The sequence below is a fragment of the Streptomyces sp. NPDC005799 genome, from assembly GCF_040630525.1.
Lineage (GTDB): Bacteria > Actinomycetota > Actinomycetes > Streptomycetales > Streptomycetaceae > Streptomyces > Streptomyces griseorubiginosus_B.
On the sequence record NZ_JBEXXQ010000012.1, the window covers coordinates 25,968 to 51,650 of the forward strand.

Consider the following 25,683-nt stretch of genomic DNA (forward strand, 5'->3'; position numbering starts at 1 on the left):
CACGACGTTTCCCGAGGAGTGCACCGTGACCTCGACCAGCCTGCCGGACAGCCTGATCGCCACCCTGCCCGGCTCCTCCTATACGGACCCCGGGATCTTCGCCCAGGAGCAGGAGCGCATTTTCGAGACCATGTGGTTCTGCGTGGCGCGCGCCTCCGAGCTGGCCAAGCCGGGCGCCTTCCGCACCGTCGACGTGGGCCGCGAGAGCATCCTCGTCACCCGCGCCCGGGACAACTCGATCCGCGCGTACTTCAACGTCTGCCGGCACCGCGGGGCCAGGCTCTGCACCGAGGAGACCGGCGAGGTCAAGCGGGCCTTCCAATGCCCGTACCACGCCTGGACGTACGACCTGAACGGCAAGCTCGTCGCCGCTCCCAACCTCACCAAGATGCCCGACGTCGGCCGCACCGAGTACGGCCTGGTGAGCGTCGCCGTGCGCGAATGGCTGGGCTATGTGTGGGTGTGCCTCGCGGAGAACCCGCCCTCCTTCGAGGAGGACGTCATGGGCGCCGTGGTCGAACGGCTCGGCGACGTCGAGTCCATCGACCACTACGACATCGACAACCTCTCGGTCGGCCGGCGCATCGTCTACGACGTCAGGGCGAACTGGAAGCTCATCATCGAGAACTTCATGGAGTGCTACCACTGCGCCACGATCCACCCCGAACTGACCGAGGTGCTGCCGGAGTTCGCCGACGGCTACGCCGCCCAGTACTACGTCGGCCACGGCGCCGAGTTCGGTGAGGAGATCCAGGGCTTCACCGTCGACGGCAGCGAGGGCCTGGAGCGCATACCCGGGGTCGCCGAGGACCAGGACCGCCGCTACTACGCGATCACCGTCAAGCCGCAGGTCTTCATCAACCTCGTCCCCGACCACGTCATCTTCCACCGCATGTACCCGGTGGCCGTCGACCGCACGATCGTCGAGTGCGACTGGCTGTACCTCCCGCACGTCGTCGACAGCGGCAAGGACGTCAGCCGCTCCGTGGAGCTCTTCGACCGGGTCAACCGGCAGGACTTCGAGGCGTGCGAGCGCACCCAGCCCGGCATGCACTCCCGGATGTACGCCAAGGGAGGCGTGCTGGTGCCCAGTGAGCACCACATCGGCGCCTTCCACGACTGGGTCAACGAGCGGCTGGGTACGGTGACTCAGCCCAGGTAGCCCATACGGTGACTGATCTCCTCGGCGCCCTTGAGCAGCACCGGGGCCAGTTCGTGCAGCCGCTCCTCGGTGAAGCGGTACGACGGCCCCGAGGCGCTGAGTGCCGCGATGACCTCGCCGTCCTGGTTGCGGATCGGGGCGGCCATGGCGTGCAGGCCGATCTCCAACTCCTCCAGGGTGAAGGCGTAGCCGTGCTCCCGCGCGTCGGCGAGGTTCTTCTCCAGCTTCGCCTTGGCGGTGATGGTGTGCGGGGTGACCTTCTTCAGCCCGGCCTCGGAAAGCAGCGCCGCGCGCTCCTTGGTCGGCAGGTGGGCGAGGAGGATCTTGCCGCTGGAGGTGGCGTGCAGCGGGGTCAGCTCGCCGACCCAGTTGTGCGCGGCGACGGCCGCCGGGCCGCGCACCTGGTAGAGGTTGATCGCGAAGTGCTCCTGCATCACCGCGATGTTGATGGTCTCGCCGATCTCCTCGGCGAGACGCTCACAGACCGGGCGGCCCTGCTGGGTGATGTCGAGGCGTCCGGTGACCGCGCCGGCCAGCCGCACGATGCCGAAGCCGAGCCGGTACTTGCCGCGCTCGCCGGCCTGCTCCACCAGACCCCGCGACTCCAGGGCGCCGAGCAGCCGGAACGCGGTGGACTTGTGAACGTCGATCTCGGCGGCCACCTCACTGACGCCGGCCTCCCCACGGTGGGCCAGGATCTCGAGGACGCTGATGGCTCGATCGACCGACTGCACCCCGCCGGCCTGCGAATTTGACGTTTCGGTGTCTTGGCTGTGGTTGCTCACAGCGAAACTATACGCGCAGTACGGTACAGCGTCTTGGGCCTGACGACCCTGACCGGGGCTGATCCGGGCTGTCCGGGCGTACCGCGGATTCAGTAGTCGCGAACGGACTTGGGCTTCCCTGACGTGGCTGATTTCGCTGCGGACGCCGGGAGCCTGCGACGAGGAGTTCTCGATGCCGCAGAAGGTCGCCGCGACCGGCAACCGCCGGGCCGTTAAGGAAACAGTGGACTCCCTGGCCGACGGCGGGCAGGTCGCCGGTGTCGCGAACCCGTCTGCCATTGCGAACGCGGTCCTCTCGCGCAAGGTCCGCAAGACACGCGAGGGGACCGGTCGGGGCACGGGGGAGAAGAGCGAGCGGCCCGGGCTTCAAAGCGTCGGCATTCCGAGGGTGACCGGGATCCACGGCCGGCGTGAGCCTGCCTCGGACGGCTCGGGGCGATGCGGCGCGAGCACGTCACGGCTGCGAAACAAAGGTCCACCCGTGCCGAAACAAAGGTTCGGTGGCGTCGGAACCAAGCCTTCCAGGTTGCGTGCCACGCAACCTAGTGCGTATAGCGCTACGCGTATTAGCATGCCTCGCGTATCGACGGCGCGAGCGAGACGAGGCACCATGGCTCCTCTGCAGTACGACTTCGTCATCGTCGGCGGCGGTTCGGCAGGCAGCGCACTGGCGAACAGGCTCTCCGCGGACCCGGGCAACCGGGTGCTGGTGCTGGAGGCCGGCCGGTCCGACTACCCGTGGGACGTCTTCATCCACATGCCCGCGGCCCTGACCTACCCGATCGGCAGCCGATTCTACGACTGGAAGTACGAGTCCGAGCCCGAGCCGCACATGGGCGGACGCCGTGTCTATCACGCCCGCGGCAAGGTGCTCGGCGGCTCCAGCAGCATCAACGGCATGATCTTCCAGCGCGGCAATCCCATGGACTACGAGCGGTGGGCCGCCGACCCCGGGATGGAGACCTGGGACTACGCGCACTGTCTGCCCTACTTCAAGCGCATGGAGAACTGTCTCGCCGCCGACCCGGACGACGAGTTCCGCGGCCACGACGGTCCCCTCGTCCTGGAGCGCGGTCCCGCCACCAACCCGCTCTTCACCGCCTTCCAGAAGGCCACCGAGGAGGCCGGTTACGCCCCGACCGACGACGTCAACGGCTACCGGCAGGAGGGCTTCGCCAAGTTCGACCGCAACGTCCACCGCGGACGCCGGCTGTCGGCCTCGAAGGCGTACCTCAAGCCCGTCAGGAAGCGCCCCAACCTCACCGTCAGGACCCGGGCCCTCGTCACCCGCGTCCTGTTCGAGGGCAAGCGCGCCGTCGGCGTCGAGTACCGGCACGGCAGGGGCGCCCTGCAGCAGGTCCGCGCCAGGGAAGTGATCCTGTGCGGCGGCGCGATCAACTCGCCGCAGCTGCTCCAGCTCTCCGGTGTCGGCAACGCGGCGGAACTGAGCGCCCTCGGTATCGACGTCGTCCACGACCTGCCGGGCGTCGGCGAGAACATGCAGGACCACCTCGAGGTCTACGTCCAGTACGCCTGCAAGCAGCCCGTCTCCATGCAGCCGTACATGGCGAAGTGGCGCGCCCCCTTCATCGGGCTGCAGTGGCTGTTCAGGAAGGGACCGGCGGCGACCAACCACTTCGAGGCCGGCGGCTTCGCCCGCAGCAACGAGGACGTCGACTACCCCAACCTGATGTTCCACTTCCTGCCGGTCGCCGTCCGCTACGACGGCTCCTCACCGGCCGGCGGTCACGGCTACCAGGTGCACGTCGGGCCCATGTACTCCGACGCCATCGGCTCGGTGAAGATCAAGAGCAGGGACCCGCGCGAGCACCCGGCCCTGCGCTTCAACTATCTCTCCACCGAGCAGGACCGCCGGGAATGGGTCGAGGCGATCCGGGTCGCCCGCAGGATCCTCAACCAGCCCGCGCTCGCCCCCTACAACGGCGGTGAGGTCTCGCCGGGACCGAAGGTGGAGTCGGACGAGGAGATCCTCGCCTGGGTGGCCAAGGAGGGCGAGACCGCCCTGCACCCGTCCTGCACCTGCAAGATGGGCACGGACGACATGGCCGTCGTCGACCCGGCCAGCATGCGGGTGCACGGCGTCGAGGGGCTGCGCGTCGTCGACGCCTCCGTGATGCCGTACGTCACCAACGGCAACATCTACGCGCCGGTGATGATGGTCGCCGAGAAGGCCGCCGACCTGATCCTGGGCAAGGAACCGCTCGCTCCGTCGAAGGCCGCGTACTACCGCCACCGCGACGCCCAGAAGCAGGCGGGGTAGGCCTTGGCCGCCACGGGGCTCGGGGCGCTGCTCGGCAGCGTCCGCTACGAGGTGCTGCCCGCCCGGTCGACCGAGGAGAAGGTCCTGGCCCATGTCCCGCGTGACGTCGTCCTCACGGTGACGGCGTCGCCGGTCAAGGGCCTGGAGCCGACCCTCGCCCTCACGGAGAGGCTCGCCGCGCACGGCTACCGTGTCGTCCCCCACGTCCCGGCACGGCTGCTGCGGGACGAGGTGCACCTCAAGGAGGTCGCGGGCCGGCTGCGCGAGGCCGGCGTGGACGACGTGTTCGTGCCGGCCGGCGACGCGGATCCGCCGGCCGGGGTGTACGACGGCGCGCTGCCGGTGCTGCGGGCGCTGAGCGAGCTGGGCAGCCCCTTCGCGCACCGGGGGATCACCGGATACCCGCAGAGCCATCCCCTCATCCACGACGACGTCACCATCCAGTCCATGTGGGACAAGCGCGAGCACGCCACGTACATCGTGAGCAATCTCTGCTTCGACCCGCGGGTGCTGGGGGAGTGGATCGCGCGGGTGCGGCGCCGGGACGTCACCCTGCCCCTGTACGTCGGTGTCGCCGGGCCCGTGCAGCGCGCGAAGCTGCTCGCGATGGCCACGAAGATCGGCGTGGGGGAGTCGACGCGCTTCCTGACCAGGCACGCGTCGTGGTTCCTGCGCTTGGCCGCCCCCGGCGGCTACTCGCCGCAGAGACTGCTGGAGCGCTGCGAGCAGGCCCTGACCGCGCCGTCGGCGGGCGTGGCGGGCCTGCATCTGTTCACCTTCAACCAGATCGCCGAGACGGAGGCCTGGCGCCGGGCCCTGCTGGACCGCCTCGGCCACTGATCGCCGTATACGACGAAGGGGCGGGCCGGTGTCTCCGGCCCGCCCCTCGGCTGTGTCGTCCGTGTCCCGCTCAGCGGAAGACCACCGTGCGGTTGCCGTCGGCCATCACGCGGCTCTCGCTGTGCCACTTCACGGCGTGCGCGAGGACCTGTGCCTCGACGTCACGGCCGACCGTGACCAGTTCGCCGGGGTCGAGGGAGTGGTCCACGCGGACCACGTCCTGCTCGATGATCTGGCCCTCGTCCAGGTCCGGCGTGACGTAGTGTGCCGTCGCGCCGACCAGCTTCACACCCCGGTCGTAGGCCTGCTCGTAGGGGCGGGCGCCCTTGAAGCTGGGGAGGAAGGAGTGGTGGATGTTGATGGCGCGGCCCTCGAGCTGCTTGCACAGGTCGTCGGAGAGGATCTGCATGTAGCGGGCCAGGACCACGAGGTCCACGTCCAGCTCGCGCACCAGCTCAAGGAGCCGTGCCTCGGCCTCGGGCTTGGTGTCCCTGGTGACCGGGACGTGGTGGAAGGGGACGCCGTAGGTCTCCGCCAGGCTCTCGAAGTCGCGGTGGTTGGAGACGATCGCCGGGATCTCGATGTTCAGGGCGCCGGTGCGCTGGCGGAAGAGCAGGTCGTTCAGGCAGTGCCCGAACTTGGACACCATGATCAGCGTCCGGGTCGGGGTGGCGGCGTCCCGCAGCGTCCAGGAGATGTGGTGGGCCTCGGCGACGGGTCCGAACCGGTAACGCAGATGTTCCAGTCCGACGCTCGGATCGGAAACATCGAAGTGGACCCTCATGAAGAAACGGCCCTGGAGCCGGTCGTCGAACTGCTGGCTCTCCAGGATGTTGCCGCAGTTGCGGACGAGAAACCCGCTCACGGCATGGACCAGGCCCGCACTGTCGGGACACGAGAGGGTGAGGACGTACTCACGGCCGGGCTGGGGACGAGGGGACATGGGCGGCCTCCGTTGGTGCGTAATGCACAACTTGGTGAGCGATACGCAACATGCTCCAAGCGAAAGGGTCCTTCGGTCAAGAGAGAAGGGACGGTCGGGCCCTTGCTAAATCGTCATCGGCGAACCTCTTGACGTATGTCTGCACATTCGCCAGGGTGTTCCACCACAAGCAATTGGATGCACAATGCGCAACGCATTTCGGTTGAAGGGCTGGCGCGTGGCAGACCTGTATCTGGACGGTGAATGGCGGGAGCCGGTGGCCGGCGGCCGCCGCGAGATCCGATGTCCCGCCGACGGCACGCTCGCCGCGACCGTATCGGAGGGCACCCGTGCCGACACCGAGGCGGCGATCGCCGCGGCCCGCCGCGCCTTCGACGAAGGCCCCTGGCCGCACACCCCCGAGCGGGAACGCGGCGCCCTGCTGCTGCGCACCGCCGACATCATCGAGCGCGACGCCAAGGAGTTCGCCCGCGCCGAGTCGCTGGACACCGGCAAACGCCTGGTGGAGAGCGAGTACGACATCGCCGACGTCGTCTCCTGCTTCCGCTACTACGGCGGCCTCGGCGGCACCGACGCCGGCCGCGTGATCGACACCGGCCGCGACGACGCCGTCAGCCGCGTCGTCTACGAGCCGGTCGGCGTGTGCGGACTGATCACCCCCTGGAACTACCCGCTGCTGCAGGCCAGTTGGAAGGTCGCCCCGGCTCTGCTCGCCGGCAACACGATCATCCTCAAGCCCAGCGAGCTCACCCCCTCGACCTCCGTCCTGCTGATGAAGGCGCTGCAGGAGGCGGGACTGCCCGCGGGCGCCGCCAATCTCGTGCTGGGCGCCGGCCCCGAGGTGGGCGCGCCCCTCTCCGAGCACCCGGCGGTCGACATGGTCTCCTTCACCGGCGGCCTGAACACCGGCCGGCACATCATGGCGACCGCCGCCGCCACGGTGAAGAAGGTCGCCCTCGAACTGGGCGGCAAGAACCCGAACGTCGTCTTCGCCGACGCCGACTTCGACACCGCCGTCGACTTCGCCCTGACCGCGGTCTTCCTGCACTCCGGGCAGGTCTGCTCGGCCGGCGCCCGGCTGATCGTCGAGGACTCGCTGCACGACCGCTTCGTCGACGAGGTCGTCCGCCGCGCCCGGCAGATCCGCCTCGGCGGTCCCTTCGACCCCGACGCCGAGACCGGCGCGCTGATCTCCGCGCAGCACCTGGCGAAGGTCGAGGCGTACGTCGCGGCGGGCCTGGCGGAAGGCGCCGTACTGCGCTGCGGCGGTGCCCGGCCCGACGACCCGGCCCTCGCGGGCGGCCACTACTACCCGCCGACCGTCCTCGACGAGTGCACGCAGGACATGCGGGTGGTGCACGAGGAGTCCTTCGGCCCCGTACTCACGGTGGAACGCTTCACCCACGAGGACGACGCCGTCCGCATCGCCAACGACACCGAGTACGGCCTCGCCGGCGCCGTCTGGACCCAGGACGCGGGCAAGGCCCAGCGCCTGGCCCGGCGGCTGCGCCACGGCACCGTGTGGATCAACGACTACCACCCCTATGTGCCGCAGGCGGAGTGGGGTGGCTTCGGGCATTCGGGCGTGGGCCGGGAGCTGGGACCGACCGGCCTGAACGAGTACCGAGAGCCCAAGCATGTCTGGCAGAACATCCAACCCCGGCCGCAGCACTGGTTCCGCGGCTGAACGCCGAAAAGAGGTCGATCGTGACCCCCACACAGACCGAGGTGCCGCAGCGGCGCGGCACGCCCCAGGACTCGGACGGCACTCCGGTCATATCCGTGCGCAGGCTGTGGAAGGTGTTCGGACCCAAGGCCGAGAAGGTGCCGGAGTCCGAGGAGCTGTGCGGTCTCTCCCGCCGGGAGCTGATGGACCGCACCGGATGCACCGCCGCCGTGCGCGACGTCAGCTTCGACGTGGCGCCCGGCGAGGTCTTCGTCGTCATGGGCCTGTCCGGCTCCGGCAAGTCCACCCTGGTGCGCTGTCTGACCCGGCTGATCGAACCCACCACAGGTGAGGTCGTCTTCGAGGGCCAGGACATCCGGGAGGCGGACGCGGCCCGGCTGCGGGACCTGCGGCGCCGCAAGTTCTCCATGGTCTTCCAGCACTTCGGGCTGCTGCCGCACCGCCGGGTCGTCGACAACGTGGCCTTCGGCCTGGAGATCCGCGGTATGAGCAGGGCGGAGCGCACCAAGCGCGCCCTGGAGGTCGTGGAACTGGTCGGTCTCGCCGGTTACGAGAGGTCGTACCCGGACCAGCTCTCCGGCGGTATGCAGCAGCGCGTCGGTCTGGCACGGGCGCTGGCGGGCGACCCGGACGTCCTCTTCTTCGACGAGCCCTTCTCCGCGCTGGACCCGTTGATCCGGCGCGACATGCAGAACGAGGTCATCCGGCTGCACCACGAGGTGGGCAAGACCATGGTGTTCATCACCCACGACCTCTCCGAGGCGCTCAAGCTGGGCGACCGCATCCTCATCATGCGCGACGGGAAGATGGTGCAGTGCGGCACCGGCGACGAGCTGGTGGGCGCACCCGCCGACGACTACGTCCGTGAGTTCGTCAAGGACGTGCCGCGCGGAGACGTGCTCACCCTGCGCTGGATCATGCGCGCCCCGGAGGACGGCGACGAACTCGACGGCCCCGAGCTGGGCCCGGACGTCGTGGTCAAGGAGGCCACCCGGGCCGTCCTGGCCGCCGACAAGCCGGTCAAGGTCGTCGAGAACGGAAAGCTGCTCGGCATCGTCGGCGACGAGGAGATCCTGACCGTCGTCGCCGGGCAGGAAGGCGGCGCGTGATGACCGTCGCCATGGAGAAACCGGAGACGACGGAGGCCGCGCCCCCGGTCGCGCCCGCCAGGAGCGTGCGCAAGGTCGGCCGGCCCGTGGTCATCGCCGCGATCCTCGTCGTCTGGCTGGTGCTCTTCGCCGTCCTGCGCGGCAAGCAGACCCTGTCCCTGGCGGTGGCGGATCTCACCGACCTGCACCGCTGGATCAACGACTTCAACGACTCCATCGGCGCCAACCGCAACTCCAACCCGCTCTTCCTGTACTTCTTCAACGAGATCCGGCTGGTCATCGACAACCTGGTGACCTTCGTCCAGCACCTGATCTCCCAGCCGTCCGGGGCCCGCCCGGTCCCGCAGATCGGCTGGCTCGGTGTCGTCGGCCTCGCCGGATTCGCCTCCTGGGCCCTGGGCAACTGGAAGGTCGCCCTGCTGACCGTGGCCGGTTTCACCTTCTTCGGGCTGCAGGGCCTGTGGCAGGAGAGCATGGACACTTTGGCGCTCATCCTGTGCGCGGTGTTCGTGGCCCTGCTCTTCGCGATCCCGCTCGGGGTGTGGGCCGGACTCTCGGACCGGTTCAACCGGTTCATCACGCCGTTCCTGGACTTCATGCAGACGATGCCGGCCTTCGTCTACCTTGCGCCGCTGACCCTGGTCTTCCTCATCGGCGGTGCGTCGGCCACCATCGCCACCGTCGTCTACGCGGCCGCGCCGACGATCCGCATCACGGCGCACGCCATCCGCAACGTGTCGAAGACGACCGTCGAGGCGGCCGACTCCCTCGGTGCCACGCGCCGCCAGTCGCTGCTGAAGGTCCTGCTGCCGATGTCCAAGCGGACCGTGGTGATGGGCGTCAACCAGACCATCATGGCCGCTCTGGCCATGGTCACCGTCGCGGCCCTGATCAACGCGCCGGGCCTCGGCGTCAACGTCCTGCAGGCGCTGCAGTCGCTCGACGTCGGAACGGCCTTCAACGCGGGCCTCGCCATCGTGATCATGGCGATCGTGCTGGACCGGGTCACCACCGCGGCCGCCGCCCGCGAGGAGAACGCGCGCAACGCCAGGCACGACCTCACCAAGTGGCGCCCTGCGCTGCTGGGCGCCGGTGCCGTGGTCACGGTGGTCCTGATCTACCTCTCGCACACCTATCTGTGGGCGGCCGACTTCCCCGGCGACGGCACCGTCGGCAGCCACATCGCGAGCGCGACGGACACCGTGACCACCTGGGTGCAGGACCACCTGTCGGGCATGACCAACGCATTCCGTGACGGCATGACCAACGGCCTGCTCAACCCGTTCCAGACCCTGTTCACCGACTCCCCGTGGTGGCTGGTCGGCGCGGTGCTGGTCGCCCTCGCCGTGGTGCTGGGCGGCTGGAAGTCGGGGATCACCACCGCCGTGTGCGTGGGCCTGCTGGTCGCCACCGGCGTGTGGTCGGACGCCATGACGACGCTCGCCTCGACGATCGTCGCGACGGTCCTGGTGATGATCCTCGGCGTCGTCTTCGGCGTGTGGATGGGGCGCAGCACGCTGGTGGACCGGACGATCCGGCCCACCCTGGACGCGGCCCAGGTCATGCCGCCGTTCGTCTACCTGGTGCCGTTCCTCGCGCTGTTCGGCGCCACCCGCTTCACGGCCATCGTCGCCGCGATCGTCTACGGCGCCCCGGTGGCCATGAAGATCATCGCGGACGGGATCCGGGCGGTGCCCGAGACCACCGTGGAGGCGGCCACCTCCGCCGGGTGCAACACCTGGCAGATCATCACCAAGGTCCAACTGCCGATGTCACGCAGTGCCCTGACGCTCGCGACCAACCAGGGCCTGATCTACGTGCTGTCGATGGTTGTTGTGGGCGGCCTGGTAGGAGCAGGAGCCCTCGGCTACGACGTCGTGGCCGGATTCTCGCAGGGAGAGCTGTACGGCAAGGGGCTGGCGGCAGGGCTCGCCATCGTACTGCTCGGAGTCATGTTCGACCGGATCACTCAGGCCGCGGCGCGACGCGCGGGCGCTTAAAGGAGCAGGACACCATGGCAAGACACTGGCGAGTCGGCGCGGCCGGCCTGGCCGTCCTCGGCCTCACCCTCACCGCGTGCGGAGGTGCGAAGGTCGGTGACACCTCCTCGGGCTCCGGCAGCAGCTCGGGCAGTTCCGGCAAATGCGGCACCTTCAACCTCGCGGTCAACCCCTGGGTGGGTTACGAGGCCGACGCGGCGGTCGTCGCGTACGTCGCCCAGCACAACCTCGGCTGCACGGTGAACAAGAAGAACCTGAAGGAAGAGATCGCCTGGCAGGGCTTCGGCACCGGAGAGGTGGACGCCGTGCTGGAGAACTGGGGCCACGCCGACCTGGTGAAGAAGTACATCGACCAGCAGAAGACCGCCGTGGACGCCGGCCAGACCGGCAACAAGGGCATCATCGGCTGGTACGTGCCGCCGTGGCTGGCCAAGGCCCACCCCGACATCCTCGACTACAAGAACCTCAATAAGTACGCGGCGAAGTTCAAGACGTCCGAGTCGGGCGGCAAGGGCCAGCTCCTGGACGGCGACCCGTCCTACGTCACCAACGACGCGGCGCTGGTGAAGAACCTGAACCTGAACTTCAAGGTGGTCTACGCGGGCAGTGAGGCCGCCCTCATCACGGCCTTCCGCGACGCCGAGAAGAACAAGAAGTGGGTCATCGGCTACTTCTACGAGCCGCAGTGGTTCCTGTCCGAGGTGCCGCTGAAGAAGGTCAGTCTGCCCGCGTACAAGACGGGCTGTGACGCGGACGCGGCCAAGGTCGCCTGCGACTACCCCGTCTATAACCTCAACAAGATCGTCAGCGCCAAGTTCGCCAAGTCCGGCAGCCCCGCCTACAACCTGGTGAAGAACTTCAACTGGACGAACGACGACCAGAACGAGGTCGCCAAGTACATCGCCCAGGACAAGCTGTCCGACGACGCGGCCGCCAAGAAGTGGGTCGACGCCAACAAGGACAAGGTGGACGCCTGGCTCAAGTAGCCCACGGCACGAACCGGTCGGACCTGCCCGGCGGGCGGTGCGCGCAGCGGCGCACCGCCCGCCGGGCATTGCCGTGTTCCGGCCCTGTGACGGGCCCTTTTCCGGCGTCACGGACCCCTTGACACCCGCTCCCGGCGACAGGCACGCTGAGTTGCGCAACTTGAATCGTGTTGCGTAGGCAGCAACTGACCGGTTTGATTTCGGAGGTGCGGCGATGGCGGGACCCCGAGTGGTGATCATCGGAGCGGGCGTCGTGGGTGCGGCCCTCGCGGACGAGATCTCCGCACGAGGCTGGACCGAAGTGACCGTGGTCGACCAGGGCCCCCTCCCGGCCACCGGAGGATCCTCGTCGCACGCTCCCGGCCTGGTCTTCCAGACGAACTCGTCGAAGACCATGACCGAGCTGGCCCGCTACACCGTCGAGAAGTTCTGCTCCCTCGACGTCGACGGCAAGCCCTGTTTCCTGCAGGTCGGCGGCCTCGAAGTGGCCACCACCCCCGAGCGCCTGACGGAACTGCACCGCCGCCACGGCTGGATCACCGCCTGGGGCGTCGAGGCCCGTCTGCTGACCCCCGACGAGTGCGTCGAGCAGCACCCGCTGGTCGACCGTGACAAGGTCCTCGGCGGCCTCCTGGTCCCCACCGACGGCCTGGCCAAGGCCGTCCTCGCGGTCGAGGCCCAGATCCGCCGGGCCACCGAGCGCGGCGTACGCTTCCTCGCCCGCCACGAGGTCCTCGACGTCCTCCAGGCCGACGGCGAGGTCACCGGCGTCCGCACCGACCACGGCGATCTCGACGCCGACATAGTCGTGTGCTGCGCCGGCATCTGGGGCCCGAGGATCGCCCGCATGGCCGGCATGAACCTCCCGCTGACCCCGCTCGCCCACCAGCTCGCCTGGACCGGCCCCGTCCCCGCCCTCGCCGGTCAGACCGAGGAGGCGGTCCGCCCGATCCTGCGCCACCAGGACGCCGACCTCTACTACCGCGACCGCTTCGACGGCATCGGCATCGGCTACTACGGCCACCGCCCCATGCCGATCTCGGCGGACGACATCCTTTCCGTGGACGCGGCCGACCAGATGCCCTCGGTGCTGAAGTTCACCGAGGAGGACTTCGCGCCCGCCTGGACCGAGACCCAGTCCCTGCTCCCCGCGACTCAGGACGCCAAGATCGAGGAGGGCATCAACGGCCTCTTCTCCTTCACTACCGACAACTTCCCGCTGCTCGGCGAGTCCCCGGACGTCAAGGGCTTCTGGGTCGCCGAGGCCGTCTGGGTCACCCACTCCGCGGGCGTCGGCCGGGCGATGGCCGAGTGGCTGGTCGACGGCCACTGCTCGTCCTTCGACCTGCACGAGTGCGACGTCAACCGCTTCGAACCGCACCAGCTGACCCCCGAGTACGTGCTGGCCCGCGACTGCCAGAACTTCGTCGAGGTCTACGACATCCTCCACCCGCTGCAGCCGAGCGGAAAGCCGCGCCCGATCCGCAAGAGCCCCTTCCACACCCGCCAGCAGGAGCACGGAGCGTTCTTCCTGGAGGCGAACGGCTGGGAGCGCCCGCAGTGGTACGAGGCCAACGCCCGCCTGGTGGAAGGCCGTTCCATCCCCACACCCAACGACTGGGCGGCGCGGTACTGGTCGCCGATCGTCGGCGCCGAGGCCCAGGCCACCCGCGAGACGGTCGCCCTGTACGACATGACCGCCCTCAAGCGCCTGGAGGTCAGCGGCCCCGGTGCCGCCGACTTCCTGGAGCGGCTGGTCACCGGCAAGGTCGCCAAGTCGGTCGGCTCGGTGACGTACACGCTGCTCCTGGACCACGACGGCGGCATCCGCAGCGACATCACGGTGGCGAGGCTGGCCCGCGACCTGTTCCAGGTCGGCGCCAACGGCAACCTCGACCTCGACTGGTTCACCCGCCACCTGCCGGCCGACGGCACGGTCCAGGTCCGCGACATCACGCCCGGCACCTGCTGCATCGGCTTGTGGGGCCCGCTGGCCCGCAAGGTCCTGCAGCCGCTGACGGACGAGGACTTCTCCAATGACGGGCTGAAGTACTTCCGCGCCAAGCGCGCCCACATCGGCTCCGTCCCGGTCACCGCCATGCGTCTGTCGTACGTCGGCGAGCTCGGCTGGGAGCTGTACACCACCGCCGACTTGGGCGAGAAGCTCTGGGACACGCTGTGGGCGGCGGCCGAACCGCTGGGCGGCGTCATCGCCGGCCGCGGCGCCTTCAACAGCCTGCGCCTGGAGAAGGGCTACCGGTCCTTCGGCACCGACATGACCTACGAGCACGACCCGTACGAGGCCGGCGTGGACTTCGCCGTCAAGCTCGACAAGCCGGACTTCATCGGCAAGGCGGCGCTGCTGCTCCGCAAGGAGAACGTGGGGCGCAGGCTGACCTGCCTCACCATCGACGACCCGAGGTCGGTCGTCCTCGGCAAGGAGCCGGTGTACGACGGCGAGCGGGCCGTCGGTTACGTCACCAGCGCGGCGTACGGCTACACGATCGGCAAGGGGATCGCGTACGCCTGGCTCCCGACGGAGGTGGCCGCGCCGGGGACGGTGCTGCACATCGGGTATTTCGACCAGCGGGTGGAGGCCGTGGTCGCCGAGGAGCCGTTGTTCGACCCGACGATGTCCCGTCTCCGTGGTTAGCCGTCAAGGACAAGGAGCACCACCGGTGACCGCACAACTCCTCGACGGCAAGGCGACCGCGGCCGACATCCGTCGTGAACTCGCCGAGCGGGTGGCGAAACTGACCGCCGACGGGAGCCGTCCCCCAGGCCTCGGCACCCTTCTCGTCGGTGACGACCCGGGCAGCCGTGCCTACGTCGCCGGCAAGCACCGGGACTGCGCCCAGGTCGGCATCGCCTCCATCCGGCGGGACCTGCCCGCCGACGCCACCCAGCGGCAGGTCGAGGACGTCGTCGACGAGCTCAACGCCGACCCCGCCTGCACCGGCTACATCGTCCAACTCCCGCTGCCCGCGCACCTGGACGCCCATGCGGTACTCGCCCGGATGGACCCCGCCAAGGACGCGGACGGGCTGCATCCCGTCAACCTGGGGCGGCTGGTGCTGGGGACCGAGGCGCCGTTGCCGTGCACGCCGCGCGGGATCGTCGAACTGCTGCGGCGTCACGACGTCCCGATCGCCGGGGCGCGGGTCTGCGCCATCGGGCGCGGCATCACCGTAGGACGGCCCATCGGCCTGCTCCTGACCCGCCGCTCCGAGAACGCCACCGTCACCCTCTGCCACACCGGAACCAAGGGTCTGGCCTGGCATGTCCGGGAGGCCGACATCGTCATCGCCGCAGCCGGTTCGCCCGGACTGATCACCAAGGACATGCTGCGCCCCGGTGCGGCCGTCCTGGACGTCGGCATCACCCGCACCGAGCACGGGCTGGTCGGCGACGTGCACCCGGAGGCCGCCACGGTCGCCGGATGGCTCGCGCCGATGCCCGGGGGCGTGGGCCCCATGACCCGGGCGATGTTGCTCGCCAACGTCGTCGAGGCCGCCGAGAGGAACGCGAACGCCGTATGAACGCGCTGAACACCCCCCTGGCGGAACTGGACCCCGAGGTCCACGCGGCCCTGACGGCCGAGCTGCACCGCCAGCAGTCCACCCTCGAGATGATCGCCTCCGAGAACTTCGCACCCACCGCCGTGATGGAGGCCCAGGGCTCGGTCGCCACCAACAAGTACGCCGAGGGCTACCCCGGCCGCCGCTACTACGGCGGCTGCGAACACGTCGATGTCACCGAGCGGTTGGCGATCGAACGGATCAAGTCCCTGTTCGGCGCCGGGTTCGCCAACGTCCAGCCGCATTCCGGCGCCCAGGCCAACACCGCCGTGTTCTTCGCCCTGTTGCAGCCCGGCGACACCGTCCTCGGTCTCGACCTCGCGCACGGCGGCCATCTCACCCACGGCATGCGCATCAACTACAGCGGCAAGATGCTCAACGTCGTGCCCTACCACGTCTCCGAGGCCGACAACCTGATCGACCTGGACGAGGTCGAGCGCCTCGCCAAGGAACACCGCCCCAAGATGATCATCGCGGGCTGGTCGGCATACCCCCGGCACCTGGACTTCGCGGCCTTCCGCCGGATCGCCGACGAGGTCGGCGCCCTGCTGATGGTCGACATGGCGCACTTCGCCGGACTGGTCGCGGCGGGCCTGCACCCGAACCCCGTACCGCACGCCCACGTCACCACGACCACCACCCACAAGACCCTCGGCGGCCCGCGCGGCGGAGTCATCCTCACCAACGACGCCGACCTCGCCAAGAAGATCAACTCGGCGGTGTTCCCCGGCATGCAGGGCGGCCCGCTGGAGCACGTCATCGCGGCGAAGGCGGTCTCCTTCAAGGTCGCCGCGTCACCGGAGTTCGCCGAGCGGCAGGCGAGGACCCTCGCCGGAGCCCGCGTCCTCGCCCAGCGCCTGACCCGACCGGACGCGACGGCCGCGGGCGTGAAGGTGCTCACCGGCGGCACCGACGTCCACCTGGTCCTCGTCGACCTCCGGGAATCCCCGCTGGACGGCCGCCAGGCCGAAGACCTGCTCCACGAGATCGGCATCACCGTCAACCGCAACGCCGTCCCCTTCGACCCGCGCCCGCCCATGGTCACCTCGGGCCTGCGCATCGGCACCCCCGCCCTCGCCACCCGGGGCTTCACCGAGGAGGACTTCGCCGAGGTGGCGGACGTCATCGCCCTCGCCCTCCAGCCGGAACCCGACGTGGCCGCCCTGCGCGCCCGCACCGAGGCGCTGGCCGCCAAACACCCGCTCTACCCGCACCTGTCCGACAACGGAGACGCCCGATGAGCCCCCGCACCCCCGGCGCCGAGCTCCCCGAACACCCCGACTGGCTGTGGCGCACGCCCGAGCCGAAGCGCTCGTACGACGTCGTCATCGTCGGCGGCGGCGGACACGGCCTGGCCACCGCCCACTATCTGGCGCGCAACCACGGCATCACCAACGTCGCCGTGCTGGAGAAGGGCTGGCTGGCGGGCGGCAACATGGCCCGCAACACCACGATCATCCGCTCCAACTACCTGTGGGACGAGAGCGCCGGCATCTACGAGCACGCCCTCAAGCTCTGGGAGGGCCTGGCCGAGGAGCTGGACTACCCGATCCTCTTCTCCCAGCGCGGCGTGCTCAACCTGGCCCACAGCCTCCAGGACGTCCGCGACAGCGTGCGCCGCGTGGAGGCCAACCGCCTCAACGGCGTCGACGCGGAATGGCTGGACGCGGACGGCGTCAAGGATGTCTGCCCGATCGTCAACACCTCACCCGAAGTGCGCTACCCGGTCCTCGGCGGCACCTACCAGCCGCGCGCGGGCATCGCCAAGCACGACCACGTGGCCTGGGGCCTGGCCCGCTCGGCGGACGCGGCCGGCATCGACATCATCCAGAACTGCGAGGTGACGGGCCTGGACGTGGTCGGCGGCCAGGTGGTGGGCGTGCGGACCAGCCTCGGCCCGATCGCCGCGGGCAAGGTGGCGCTCTGCTCGGCGGGCCACACCTCCGTCCTCGCCGCCATGGCCGGCATCGAACTCCCGCTCCAGAGCCACCCGTTGCAGGCGCTGGTGTCGGAACTGCTGGAGCCGGTCCACCCGACCGTCGTCATGTCCAACGCGGTCCACGTGTACGTCAGCCAGGCGCACAAGGGCGAGTTGGTGATGGGCGCGGGCATCGACGCGTACAACTCCTACACGCAGCGCGGCGCGTTCCACATCATCGAGGAGCAGATGTCGGCGGCGCTGGAGTTGTTCCCGGTCTTCGCCCGCGCCCACGTCCTGCGCACCTGGGGCGGCATCGTCGACGTCAGCCCCGACGCCTCACCGATCGTCGGCCTCACCCCGGTGGACAACCTCTACCTCAACTGCGGCTGGGGCACGGGCGGTTTCAAGGCCACCCCGGGCGTCGGCTGGGTGTACGCCCACACCATCGCCCACGACGCGCCCCACCCCCTCAACGCCCCCTTCTCGCTCGACCGTTTCACCACCGGCGCGCTCGTCGACGAGCACGGCGCGGCCGCGGTGGCCCACTAGGGATCCCCAAGGGAGCCGAACGACATGCTGCTCATCCCCTGCCCATGGTGCGGACCGCGCGACGAGGCCGAGTTCCACTACGGCGGCCAGGCCCATGTGCCGTACCCGGAGAACCCGGCGTCCCTCACCGACGAGGAGTGGGCCAGGTACCTCTTCTTCCGCGCCAACCCCAAGGGCCCCTTCGCGGAACGCTGGTCCCACGCGGCGGGCTGCCGCCGCTGGTTCAACGCGGTACGGGACACGTCGACGAACGAGATCCTCGCTGTCTACCGCGCGGGGGAGGAGCGACCGGCGGCTTCGGAGGCACGCTCACTCAGCCCAGCCCGTCTGGGGGAGTTTGAGGACGAGGCCCCTTCAGGGCCGATCGAGGGCCTGGCGGCGGAGCCCCTGGCACGCACCCGCGGCCAAAAGCGAACCCTCACCTTCACCTTCGACGGCACCGAATACCAGGGCGTGGAAGGCGACACCCTCGCCTCCGCCCTCCTCGCCAACGGCGTCATCCAGGCCGGTACCAGCATCAAGCTCGGCCGCCCCCGAGGCATCTTCTCCGCCGGCCCGGAAGAACCCAACGCGGTCGTCCAGATCGAGGCCCCGTTCCCCGAGCCGATGCTCCCCGCCACGACGGTCGAGCTGTACGACGGCCTGGTGGCGACCAGCCTCCCCGGCCAGGGGCGCCTCGCCACCGAACCGGACCCGGCCCGCTACGACGCCGTGCACGACCACTGCGACCTGCTGATCGTCGGCGGCGGCCCGGCCGGTCTCGCGGCAGCCGCGGCCGCCGTGGGTACCGGCGCCCGCGTCATCCTCGCCGACGACCGGCCCGAGCTCGGCGGCAGTCTCCTCGGCTCCGGTGAACTCCCCGACTGGCTCGCCGGGACGGCCGCACTCCTCGACGCCGCCCCCGACGTCCGTGTGCTGCGGCGCACCACCGTCTTCGGCTACTACGACGACAACCACCTCCTCGCCGTCGAGCGCCGCACCAACCACCTCGGCGCCGACGCCCCCGAGCACATCTCCCGCGAGCGCGTCCACCGCATCCGCGCCCGCCGCGTCGTCCTCGCCACCGGCGCCCATGAGCGCTCCCTCGCCTTCGCCGACAACGACCGCCCGGGTGTGATGCTGGCCGCCTCGGCGCGCACGTACCTCAACCGCCACGGCGTTCTGCCCGGCCGGCACGCGGTCGTCCTCACCACCAACGACAGCGCGTACGCGGCGACCCTGGACCTGCACCGGGCCGGTGTGACCGTCGCGGCGATCGTCGACACGCGCCCGGAGCCGGGGGAGTGGGCGGAGCGTGCCCGCGCGGCCGGCATCGAGGTGCTCCCCGGGCACGCGGTCACCGGCACGGAGGGCGAGGCGCGGCTGACGGCGGTGACCGTCGCCCCGTATGGACAGAGCACAGGGCAGCGGGAGTTCGCCGCCGATCTGCTGCTGGTCTCCGGCGGGTGGAATCCCGTGGCGCACCTGTTCAGCCAGGCGGGCGGCAAGCTCCGCCACGACGAGGCCCTCGGGACGTTCGTCCCCGACACCTGCCGTCAGGCCGTCGAGGTCGCGGGCAGCGCGAGCGGTGTCTTCCAGCTGGCCGGCGTCCTCGCGCAGGGCGCGGCCGCCGGAGGCCGCGCCATCGAGGCCGAGGGCCACACGCCCGCGACTCCGCGCCTGCCGCAGGTGCCCGCCGAGCCGCGGCCGACCCCGCCCATGCAGGTCTTCACCGTCCCCGGCCGTGCGGGCGCCCCCCGCTTCGTCGACCTCCAACGGGACGTCACCGTCGACGACTTGGCGCGGGCGACGGGGGCCGGCATGCGCTCGGTCGAGCACACCAAGCGCTACACGACGGCCGGAACCGCGAACGACCAGGGCAAGACCTCCGGGGTCCTGGCCGGCGGTGTGGTCGCCGAACTGCTCGGCGTGGACGTCTCCGCCCTCGGCACGACCACCTTCCGTCCCCCCTACACGCCCGTCTCCTTCGCCGCCCTGGCCGGCCGCGACCGGGGCGCCCTGCACGACCCGATCCGTACAACCGCCCTGCACCAGTGGCATGTCGACCACGGCGCCCTGTTCGAGAACGTCGGCCAGTGGAAGCGGCCCTGGTACTACCCGCAGGACGGGGAGGACATGGAGGCGGCGGTCTTGCGCGAGTGCGCGGCCGCCCGGGAGGGCGTCGCCTTCATGGACGCCTCCACCCTCGGCAAGATCGACGTCCAGGGCCCGGACGCGGCCGTCTTCCTCGACCGGCTCTACACCAACATGATGAGCACCCTGAAGGTCGGCATGATCCGCTACGGCGTGATGTGCCGCCTGGACGGCATGGTCTTCGACGACGGCACCGTCATCCGCCTCGCCCCGGACCGCTTCCTGGTCACCACGACCACCGGGAACGCCGCCGCCGTACTGGACTGGATGGAGGAGTGGCTGCAGACCGAGTGGCCGGAGCTGCGCGTCCACTGCACGTCCGTCACCGAGCAGTGGGCCACGGTCGCCCTGGTGGGCCCGGCATCCCGCGCGGTGCTGGGCTCGCTCGCACCCCAACTCGCCGTGACCAACGACGACTTCCCCTTCATGGCCTGGCGGGAGACGACCGTCGCCGGCATCGAGGCCAGGGTGTGCCGGATCAGCTTCTCCGGTGAACTCGCCTACGAGATCAACGTGTCCCCGTGGGCGGCGGTCGCCCTGTGGGAGGCGCTGTACGAGGCCGGCGCCCCCTACGGCATCACCCCGTACGGCACCGAGACCATGCACGTCCTGCGCGCCGAGAAGGGCTACCCGATCATCGGGCAGGACACCGACGGCACGGTCACCCCGCAGGACCTCGGCATGGGATGGGCGGTGTCGAAGAAGAAGCCCGACTTCATCGGCAAGCGCTCCTTCGCCCGCGCCGACACTCACCGCCCGGACCGCAAACACCTGGTCGGCCTGCTCCCCGAGGACCCGGCGGCCTTCCTCCCCGAGGGCACCCACCTGGTCGCCGACAGCGTGCTGCCCGCCCCGCCCGTGCCCATGCTGGGCCACATCACCTCCAGCTACCGCAGCGCCGCCCTGGGCCGCACCTTCGCCCTCGCCCTGATCAAGGGCGGCCGCGAACGCGTCGGCGAACGGCTCTACGCCCCCGTCGGCGACCGGCTGCTCCCGGTGACCGTCGCCGGCCCCGTCCTCTACGACCCCGAGGGAGCTCGCCGAGATGGCTGACACCGCACTCACCGCCCCGCCGCGCAGTCCCCTGTCGCACGCGGCCGACCGGCTGGCCGCCGCGACCCGTGCCTCCGGCGGCGCGGTCCGGCTGGCCGAACTCCCCTTCCTGGCCCAGCTCGATGTCCGGCTGGACGCCAAGGGAGCAGCGGCGGACGCGGTCGGTCTCGCCCTGGGTCTCCAGCTCCCCCTGGAGCCCAACACAGTCGTACGCGCGGGGGAGTTGACCGCGCTGTGGCTGGGGCCCGACGAATGGCTGCTGGTGGGACCGCCCGGCACCCAGCGGGACCTGGAGGCCCGGGTCCGCGAGGCCGTGGGTGACGAACCGGTGTCCGTCACCGACGTCTCCGCCCAGCGCACCACCCTCCTCGTCGCCGGCCCTCGCGCCCGTGACCTGCTGTCCCACGGCTGCTCCCTCGACCTCCACCCGCGCGCCTTCACTCCGGGCCGCTGCGCCCAGACCACGCTGGCCCGCACCCAGGTGGTCCTGATCGCCCGCGACGAACCCGGAACCGGTTTCTGGGTGCTGGTCCGCTCCTCCTTCGCGGGCTATCTCACGGACTGGCTGCTGGACGCGGCGACGGAGTACGTCCACGCCCCGCACCCGGACTGAGCGGCACCCGGCCGCAGCCGCCGGTATGCACTAGCGTCCTCGTCATGAGCGAGCCGCTGACAAACCCCGGCGAAGGCTTCCACCCGCACCTCGACGACGCCTCCGCGGCGGCGCCCCCGCGCACCCGTCTGCACCACGTCCGCGCCGACGCCCTCGACGCGGACACCGCGCAGAGCACCGGCATGCGCCGGTTCGCCGCCGTCAGCGGAAGGAGCGTCGGCTCGGAGAAACTCTGGATGGGGCAGACCCACGTCGCCCCCGCCACCGCCTCCTCCGACCACCACCACGGGGAGTCCGAGACCGCGATCTACGTGGTCAGCGGCCACCCCGAGTTCGTCTTCCTGGACGACACCGGCGACCGCCCCGAAGAGGTACGGCTGCGCACCTCCCCGGGCGACTACGTCTTCGTACCCCCGTACGTCCCCCATCGTGAGGAGAACCCCGACCCCGCCGAGGAGGCGGTGGTGGTCATCGCCCGCAGCACCCAGGAGGCGATCGTCGTCAACCTCCCGGGGCTGTACGCGCTGCGGGACGAGCGGACCTGAGCGACGGGCCCGGCCTGCCGGGTCAGGCCGTGTGGAGGGTCAGCCCGTACCGGTTGAGGATCTCGTTGATGGGCTGGTACCAGGTCTCGCCGCCGGAGGTGCAGTCGCCCCAGCCGCCCGAGGTGACGCCCTGCGCCTGGTCGCCGCTGATGAACGAGCCGCCGGAGTCACCGGGTTCGGCGCACACGCTGGTCTTCGTCATCTCGTGCACCGCGCCCTGGCTGTAGTTGACGGTCTCGTTCTTGGCCAGCACCGTGCCGCAGTGCCAGTGCGAGGTGGAACCCGAACGGCAGATGGAGGCGCCGACCGGCGCCTCGGCCGAGCCGCGGACGAGCTGGTCGGAGACGGTGCCCCAGCCGAGCACCACCGGCACGGTCCACCAGCCGCTGCCGACGTTCACCCAGGCGTAGTCGTTGTCCGGGAACGAGGAGCCCTGGAAGTTGCCGACGTACGAGCCGTCCCAGCCGTACACCGCGCCGGTGTGCTGGTCGCAGTGCCCGGCGGTGACGAAGCCGCCGTACACCGAGAAACCGATGGAACAGCGGACGTTGCCGGTGTAGAAGGGGTCGCCGCCCACGGTTCCGGCGGCGAGGGTGCTCGGGGCGTGGGAGGTCTGCCGTACCGTGACGGGGCCCGCCTTGTGCGCGCGGGCCAGGAAGGTTCGGACATCGTTGTCATCGCGGTGTGCGGAGACGACGTCCACGACGACCGAGCCGGCCTTGGGATCGACGTACCAGTTGCTGATCCCGGTGGGCGCGGACAGGGCGTCGATGCGGGTCTTCGCCGCGTCGAGCTGCCGGGCGCTGTACTTGACGAGGCGTACGTCCGCGCCGGTCGCGCGGACCGCGTCGGCGTTCGCGCCGCGGGTGACCGCGACGCTGAGGCGGCCGCGGGCTGCGTCGAACCAGGAGCCGCCGTAGGCGGAGCCGGCGGCCCGCTTCGCCTTGCGTTCCACGGCGGTTGCCGTCTTCTCCTGGGCCAGCCGCGCCTCGGCCTGACGCTTCGTCAGGCCGAGGTCGCGCTGCATCGCGGAGAGCAGGGCGCCGGAGGCGGGTGCCTGGGTGCGGTGTGCGGGGGAGCCGGCGGCGGAGGCGGGCAGGGTGCTCGCGCCGGCCAGACCGCCGAGGAGGAGGGCCGCGGACAGGGCGGCGCGCAGGGCTGTTGTGCGTCTCAAGGGAGTGCCCCTTCGTTGTTCCAGGGATGTGGGGGTGGAACAGCAGAACGGTGAGAGCGCTCTCAATGTGTGCGCGGCCGAGCATAGCCAGGGATCATGGGCAGGTCCATGCCAATGACAGATTCTCGGTGTTCGGCTCCCCGGCCCGCCTCACCGGCTGCGGATCACCAGCATCACGACACCCTCGGCGCTCGACCACGGCCCGTGCTCCATGCCCGGATGCCGGTACGCGTACATCCCCGCGGTGAAGGTCTCCCCGAGTCGTAGATCGGTGAGGTCGCCTTCGAGGATGTACACCTCCTCGAAGTAGTCGTGCCGGACCGTGCCCTGCGCGCTCGTGTCCGTACCCGGCTCGTACCGCTGGAGCACGGTGCCGTCACCGGTCCCGGGGTCCTCGGCCAGCACCTGCTCCCAGACGCCCTCGCTCGCCCCGGGCGGTCGCCGCCAAGGTGTCACGGGCCGGTGGAACTCGGACTGCGGTCTGCTCATCGGTGCCGCCCCTCATGGTGTCGACCCAGTTCAGCCCCCCTGCCCCGCCTTGTCCGAGGGCCGCCCGTGGTGGGACGCTGGGGGATATCCGCCGCCGAGGCTACTCGGGAGGTCGCATGGGACGTGATGTGCCGGCCCTGGTGTTCACGCGGGAGGACCGGCGTCGGTACCGGGACAAGATGCACACCTGTCTCGACGTACTGGCGCAGATGCTGCGTGAGTCCGGCTTCGAGAGCGAGCGGCCCCAGGTGGGGCTGGAGATCGAGCTCAACCTGGTGGACTCGCACGGGCTGCCCGCGATGCGCAACACCGAGGTGCTGCAGGCGATCGCCGACCCCGCCTGGTCGAGCGAGCTGGGCCGCTTCAACCTGGAGATCAACATCCCGCCCCGGCAGCTGACGAGCGGCGGACCCGGCGCCTGGGAGCAGGCGATCCGCGACGCGCTCAACCACGCCGAGGAGCGCGCCGCGGCCGTCGGCGCGCATCTGATCATGATCGGCATCCTGCCGACGCTGGGCGAGACGGACGTCGGCGAGGCCGCTCTGTCCGGTGATCCCCGCTACCGGCTGCTCAACGAGCAGATCTTCGCGGCCCGCGGCGAGGACCTGCGGATCAACGTGGACGGCGTGGAGCGGCTGGCGATGTACGCCGACGCCATCACCCCCGAGGCCGCCTGCACCAGCACCCAGTTCCATCTCCAGGTCGACCCGAAGGAGTTCGCGGACTACTGGAACGCGGCCCAGGCCGTCGCCGGCGTGCAGACCGCGCTCGCCGCCAACTCGCCCTTCCTCTTCGGCAGGGAGCTGTGGCGCGAGACCCGCATCCCGCTGTTCGAACAGGCCACGGACACCCGTCCCGAGGAGATCAAGGCGCAGGGCGTACGGCCCCGGGTGTGGTTCGGCGAGCGCTGGATCACCAGCGTCTTCGACCTCTTCGAGGAGAACGTGCGCTACTACCCGGCCCTCCTGCCGATCTGCGACGAGGAGGACCCGCAGCGCACGTTCGACGCCGGCGGTGTTCCGCAACTGGGCGAACTGACCCTGCACAACGGCACGATCTACCGCTGGAACCGGCCCGTGTACGCCGTCACCGACAGCGGCCCGCATCTGCGCATCGAGAACCGTGTGCTGCCCGCGGGCCCCACCGTGGCGGACATCATCGCCAACGGCGCCTTCTACTACGGCCTCACCCGTGCCCTCGTCGACGACGACCGGCCGGTGTGGACGCGGATGTCCTTCGCGGTCGCCGAGGAGAACCTGCACACCGCGGCCCGCGATGGCATCGACGCCCGCCTCTACTGGCCCGGCGTGGGTGAAGTCCCGGTCACCGAGCTGGTGTTGCGGCGCCTGCTGCCGCTGGCCCACCGGGGGCTGGAGCTGGCCGGCATGGACGCGGACTGGCGCGAGCCCCTGCTCGGCGTCATCGAGCAGCGCTGTGTCACCGGTCGCAACGGCGCCCTGTGGCAGGCGGAGATGGTCCACCACCTGGAGAAGAACAGAGGCTTCGACCGGCGTGAGGCACTGCGCCGGATGACCACGACGTACAAGGACTACATGCACCTCAACGCACCGGCGCACACCTGGCCGGTGGAGTGACGGGCCGTCAACCATTGTGTCGCATGGCCGGAATGGCACGGGCGAGGCGAGGAGGACCGGCCAACCGCCGTTCCTCGCAGCTCGGGTGGCATGTCGAGGGCGATGGGTTGCTGGTCGTTCGCCGTCCTCCCTCGTAGCCCAGGTGGCATGTCGAGGGCGACGGGGCGCTGGTCAATCGTTGTCCCTCTGGCCCGGGTGGCATGTGGAGGGTGACGGGATGCTGGTCATTCGCCGTCCCCC

General features: G+C 70.2%; 19 protein-coding genes. 15 read left to right on the plus strand and 4 right to left on the minus strand.

The annotated features are described in order from the left end of the window. The first annotated feature begins 25 nt into the window (after positions 1-25). The gene (locus ABZ453_RS13950; protein WP_359014827.1) at positions 26-1,162 is read left to right on the plus strand and encodes an aromatic ring-hydroxylating dioxygenase subunit alpha; all 1,137 of its coding nucleotides are present in this window, start codon (positions 26-28) and stop codon (positions 1,160-1,162) included. Here the strand turns inward: ABZ453_RS13950 and ABZ453_RS13955 are convergent. After that, entirely contained in the window at positions 1,150-1,896 is a 747-nt protein-coding gene (locus ABZ453_RS13955; protein ID WP_359014829.1) for an IclR family transcriptional regulator, read from the minus strand. The two genes, ABZ453_RS13950 and ABZ453_RS13955, sit on opposite strands and share 13 nt — an antisense overlap. A gap of 661 nt (positions 1,897-2,557) precedes the next feature. On the opposite strand from ABZ453_RS13955, the gene betA reads away from it, so the two are divergent. Beyond that, a complete protein-coding gene (gene betA, locus ABZ453_RS13960; RefSeq protein ID WP_359014831.1) occupies positions 2,558-4,228 on the plus strand; it encodes a choline dehydrogenase in 1,671 nt (556 codons plus the stop codon). A gap of 3 nt (positions 4,229-4,231) precedes the next feature. Continuing rightward, on the plus strand, positions 4,232-5,068 hold the full coding sequence (locus ABZ453_RS13965) for a 5,10-methylenetetrahydrofolate reductase (protein WP_359014833.1): 837 nt from the start codon (positions 4,232-4,234) through the stop codon (positions 5,066-5,068). Between the two features lie 70 nt (positions 5,069-5,138). Here ABZ453_RS13965 and purU read toward each other — a convergent pair whose 3' ends face one another. Continuing rightward, positions 5,139-6,011 (minus strand): formyltetrahydrofolate deformylase, encoded by an 873-nt coding sequence (gene purU / locus ABZ453_RS13970; RefSeq protein ID WP_359014835.1) that lies wholly within the window; start codon positions 6,009-6,011, stop codon positions 5,139-5,141. Positions 6,012-6,228: 217 nt separating this feature from the next. Here purU and ABZ453_RS13975 point away from each other — a divergent pair, with 217 nt between their 5' ends. From ABZ453_RS13975 to ABZ453_RS14025, 11 genes are all read left to right on the plus strand, one after another. Next, entirely contained in the window at positions 6,229-7,698 is a 1,470-nt protein-coding gene (locus ABZ453_RS13975) for an aldehyde dehydrogenase family protein (RefSeq protein ID WP_359014837.1), read from the plus strand. A 20-nt stretch (positions 7,699-7,718) separates the two neighbouring features. Next, complete coding sequence (locus ABZ453_RS13980; protein WP_359014839.1) at positions 7,719-8,807, plus strand: glycine betaine/L-proline ABC transporter ATP-binding protein; 1,089 nt, start codon at positions 7,719-7,721, stop codon at positions 8,805-8,807. Continuing rightward, entirely contained in the window at positions 8,807-10,807 is a 2,001-nt protein-coding gene (locus ABZ453_RS13985; protein WP_359014841.1) for an ABC transporter permease subunit, read from the plus strand. Before ABZ453_RS13980 ends, ABZ453_RS13985 begins: the two co-directional genes overlap by 1 nt. Before the next feature lie 14 nt (positions 10,808-10,821). After that, a complete protein-coding gene (locus tag ABZ453_RS13990; protein ID WP_359014843.1) occupies positions 10,822-11,793 on the plus strand; it encodes an ABC transporter substrate-binding protein in 972 nt (323 codons plus the stop codon). Between the two features lie 214 nt (positions 11,794-12,007). After that, positions 12,008-14,446: an FAD-dependent oxidoreductase gene (locus tag ABZ453_RS13995; protein WP_359014845.1), complete on the plus strand. Its 2,439-nt coding sequence runs from the start codon at positions 12,008-12,010 to the stop codon at positions 14,444-14,446. A 25-nt stretch (positions 14,447-14,471) separates the two neighbouring features. Further along, entirely contained in the window at positions 14,472-15,332 is an 861-nt protein-coding gene (locus ABZ453_RS14000) for a bifunctional methylenetetrahydrofolate dehydrogenase/methenyltetrahydrofolate cyclohydrolase (protein WP_359014847.1), read from the plus strand. After that, complete coding sequence (gene glyA, locus ABZ453_RS14005) at positions 15,329-16,612, plus strand: serine hydroxymethyltransferase (RefSeq protein WP_359014849.1); 1,284 nt, start codon at positions 15,329-15,331, stop codon at positions 16,610-16,612. Before ABZ453_RS14000 ends, glyA begins: the two co-directional genes overlap by 4 nt. Continuing rightward, a complete protein-coding gene (locus ABZ453_RS14010) occupies positions 16,609-17,841 on the plus strand; it encodes a sarcosine oxidase subunit beta family protein (RefSeq protein WP_359014852.1) in 1,233 nt (410 codons plus the stop codon). Before glyA ends, ABZ453_RS14010 begins: the two co-directional genes overlap by 4 nt. 24 nt (positions 17,842-17,865) lie before the next feature. Beyond that, a complete protein-coding gene (locus ABZ453_RS14015; RefSeq protein WP_359014854.1) occupies positions 17,866-21,027 on the plus strand; it encodes a sarcosine oxidase subunit delta family protein in 3,162 nt (1,053 codons plus the stop codon). Then, positions 21,020-21,640: a sarcosine oxidase subunit gamma family protein gene (locus ABZ453_RS14020; RefSeq protein WP_359014856.1), complete on the plus strand. Its 621-nt coding sequence runs from the start codon at positions 21,020-21,022 to the stop codon at positions 21,638-21,640. Before ABZ453_RS14015 ends, ABZ453_RS14020 begins: the two co-directional genes overlap by 8 nt. A 44-nt stretch (positions 21,641-21,684) precedes the next feature. Further along, the gene (locus ABZ453_RS14025; protein WP_359014858.1) at positions 21,685-22,185 is read left to right on the plus strand and encodes a cupin domain-containing protein; all 501 of its coding nucleotides are present in this window, start codon (positions 21,685-21,687) and stop codon (positions 22,183-22,185) included. Positions 22,186-22,207: 22 nt separating this feature from the next. Here the strand turns inward: ABZ453_RS14025 and ABZ453_RS14030 are convergent, their stop codons facing one another. Together ABZ453_RS14030 and ABZ453_RS14035 are read right to left on the minus strand one after the other, a co-directional pair. Continuing rightward, positions 22,208-23,359 (minus strand): alpha-lytic protease prodomain-containing protein, encoded by a 1,152-nt coding sequence (locus ABZ453_RS14030; RefSeq protein ID WP_359014860.1) that lies wholly within the window; start codon positions 23,357-23,359, stop codon positions 22,208-22,210. Between the two features lie 150 nt (positions 23,360-23,509). Further along, positions 23,510-23,848 (minus strand): cupin domain-containing protein, encoded by a 339-nt coding sequence (locus ABZ453_RS14035; RefSeq protein ID WP_359014862.1) that lies wholly within the window; start codon positions 23,846-23,848, stop codon positions 23,510-23,512. A 116-nt stretch (positions 23,849-23,964) separates the two neighbouring features. Here ABZ453_RS14035 and ABZ453_RS14040 point away from each other — a divergent pair, with 116 nt between their 5' ends. Further along, complete coding sequence (locus tag ABZ453_RS14040; protein ID WP_359014864.1) at positions 23,965-25,443, plus strand: glutamate-cysteine ligase family protein; 1,479 nt, start codon at positions 23,965-23,967, stop codon at positions 25,441-25,443. Positions 25,444-25,683 lie beyond the last annotated feature (240 nt).

Bases quoted from the DNA above. Each gene is read 5' to 3' on its own strand.
- ABZ453_RS14010 (WP_359014852.1), top strand. From the start codon at position 16,609: ATGAGCCCCCGCACCCCCGGCGCCGAGCTCCCCGAACACCCCGACTGG.
- ABZ453_RS13985 (WP_359014841.1), top strand. From the start codon at position 8,807: ATGACCGTCGCCATGGAGAAACCGGAGACGACGGAGGCCGCGCCCCCG.
- ABZ453_RS13995 (WP_359014845.1), top strand. From the start codon at position 12,008: ATGGCGGGACCCCGAGTGGTGATCATCGGAGCGGGCGTCGTGGGTGCG.
- ABZ453_RS13990 (WP_359014843.1), top strand. From the start codon at position 10,822: ATGGCAAGACACTGGCGAGTCGGCGCGGCCGGCCTGGCCGTCCTCGGC.
- betA (WP_359014831.1), top strand. From the start codon at position 2,558: ATGGCTCCTCTGCAGTACGACTTCGTCATCGTCGGCGGCGGTTCGGCA.
- ABZ453_RS14035 (WP_359014862.1), bottom strand. From the start codon at position 23,848: ATGAGCAGACCGCAGTCCGAGTTCCACCGGCCCGTGACACCTTGGCGG.
- ABZ453_RS14020 (WP_359014856.1), top strand. From the start codon at position 21,020: ATGGCTGACACCGCACTCACCGCCCCGCCGCGCAGTCCCCTGTCGCAC.
- ABZ453_RS14040 (WP_359014864.1), top strand. From the start codon at position 23,965: ATGGGACGTGATGTGCCGGCCCTGGTGTTCACGCGGGAGGACCGGCGT.
- ABZ453_RS14025 (WP_359014858.1), top strand. From the start codon at position 21,685: ATGAGCGAGCCGCTGACAAACCCCGGCGAAGGCTTCCACCCGCACCTC.
- purU (WP_359014835.1), bottom strand. From the start codon at position 6,011: ATGTCCCCTCGTCCCCAGCCCGGCCGTGAGTACGTCCTCACCCTCTCG.
- glyA (WP_359014849.1), top strand. From the start codon at position 15,329: ATGAACGCGCTGAACACCCCCCTGGCGGAACTGGACCCCGAGGTCCAC.
- ABZ453_RS14015 (WP_359014854.1), top strand. From the start codon at position 17,866: ATGCTGCTCATCCCCTGCCCATGGTGCGGACCGCGCGACGAGGCCGAG.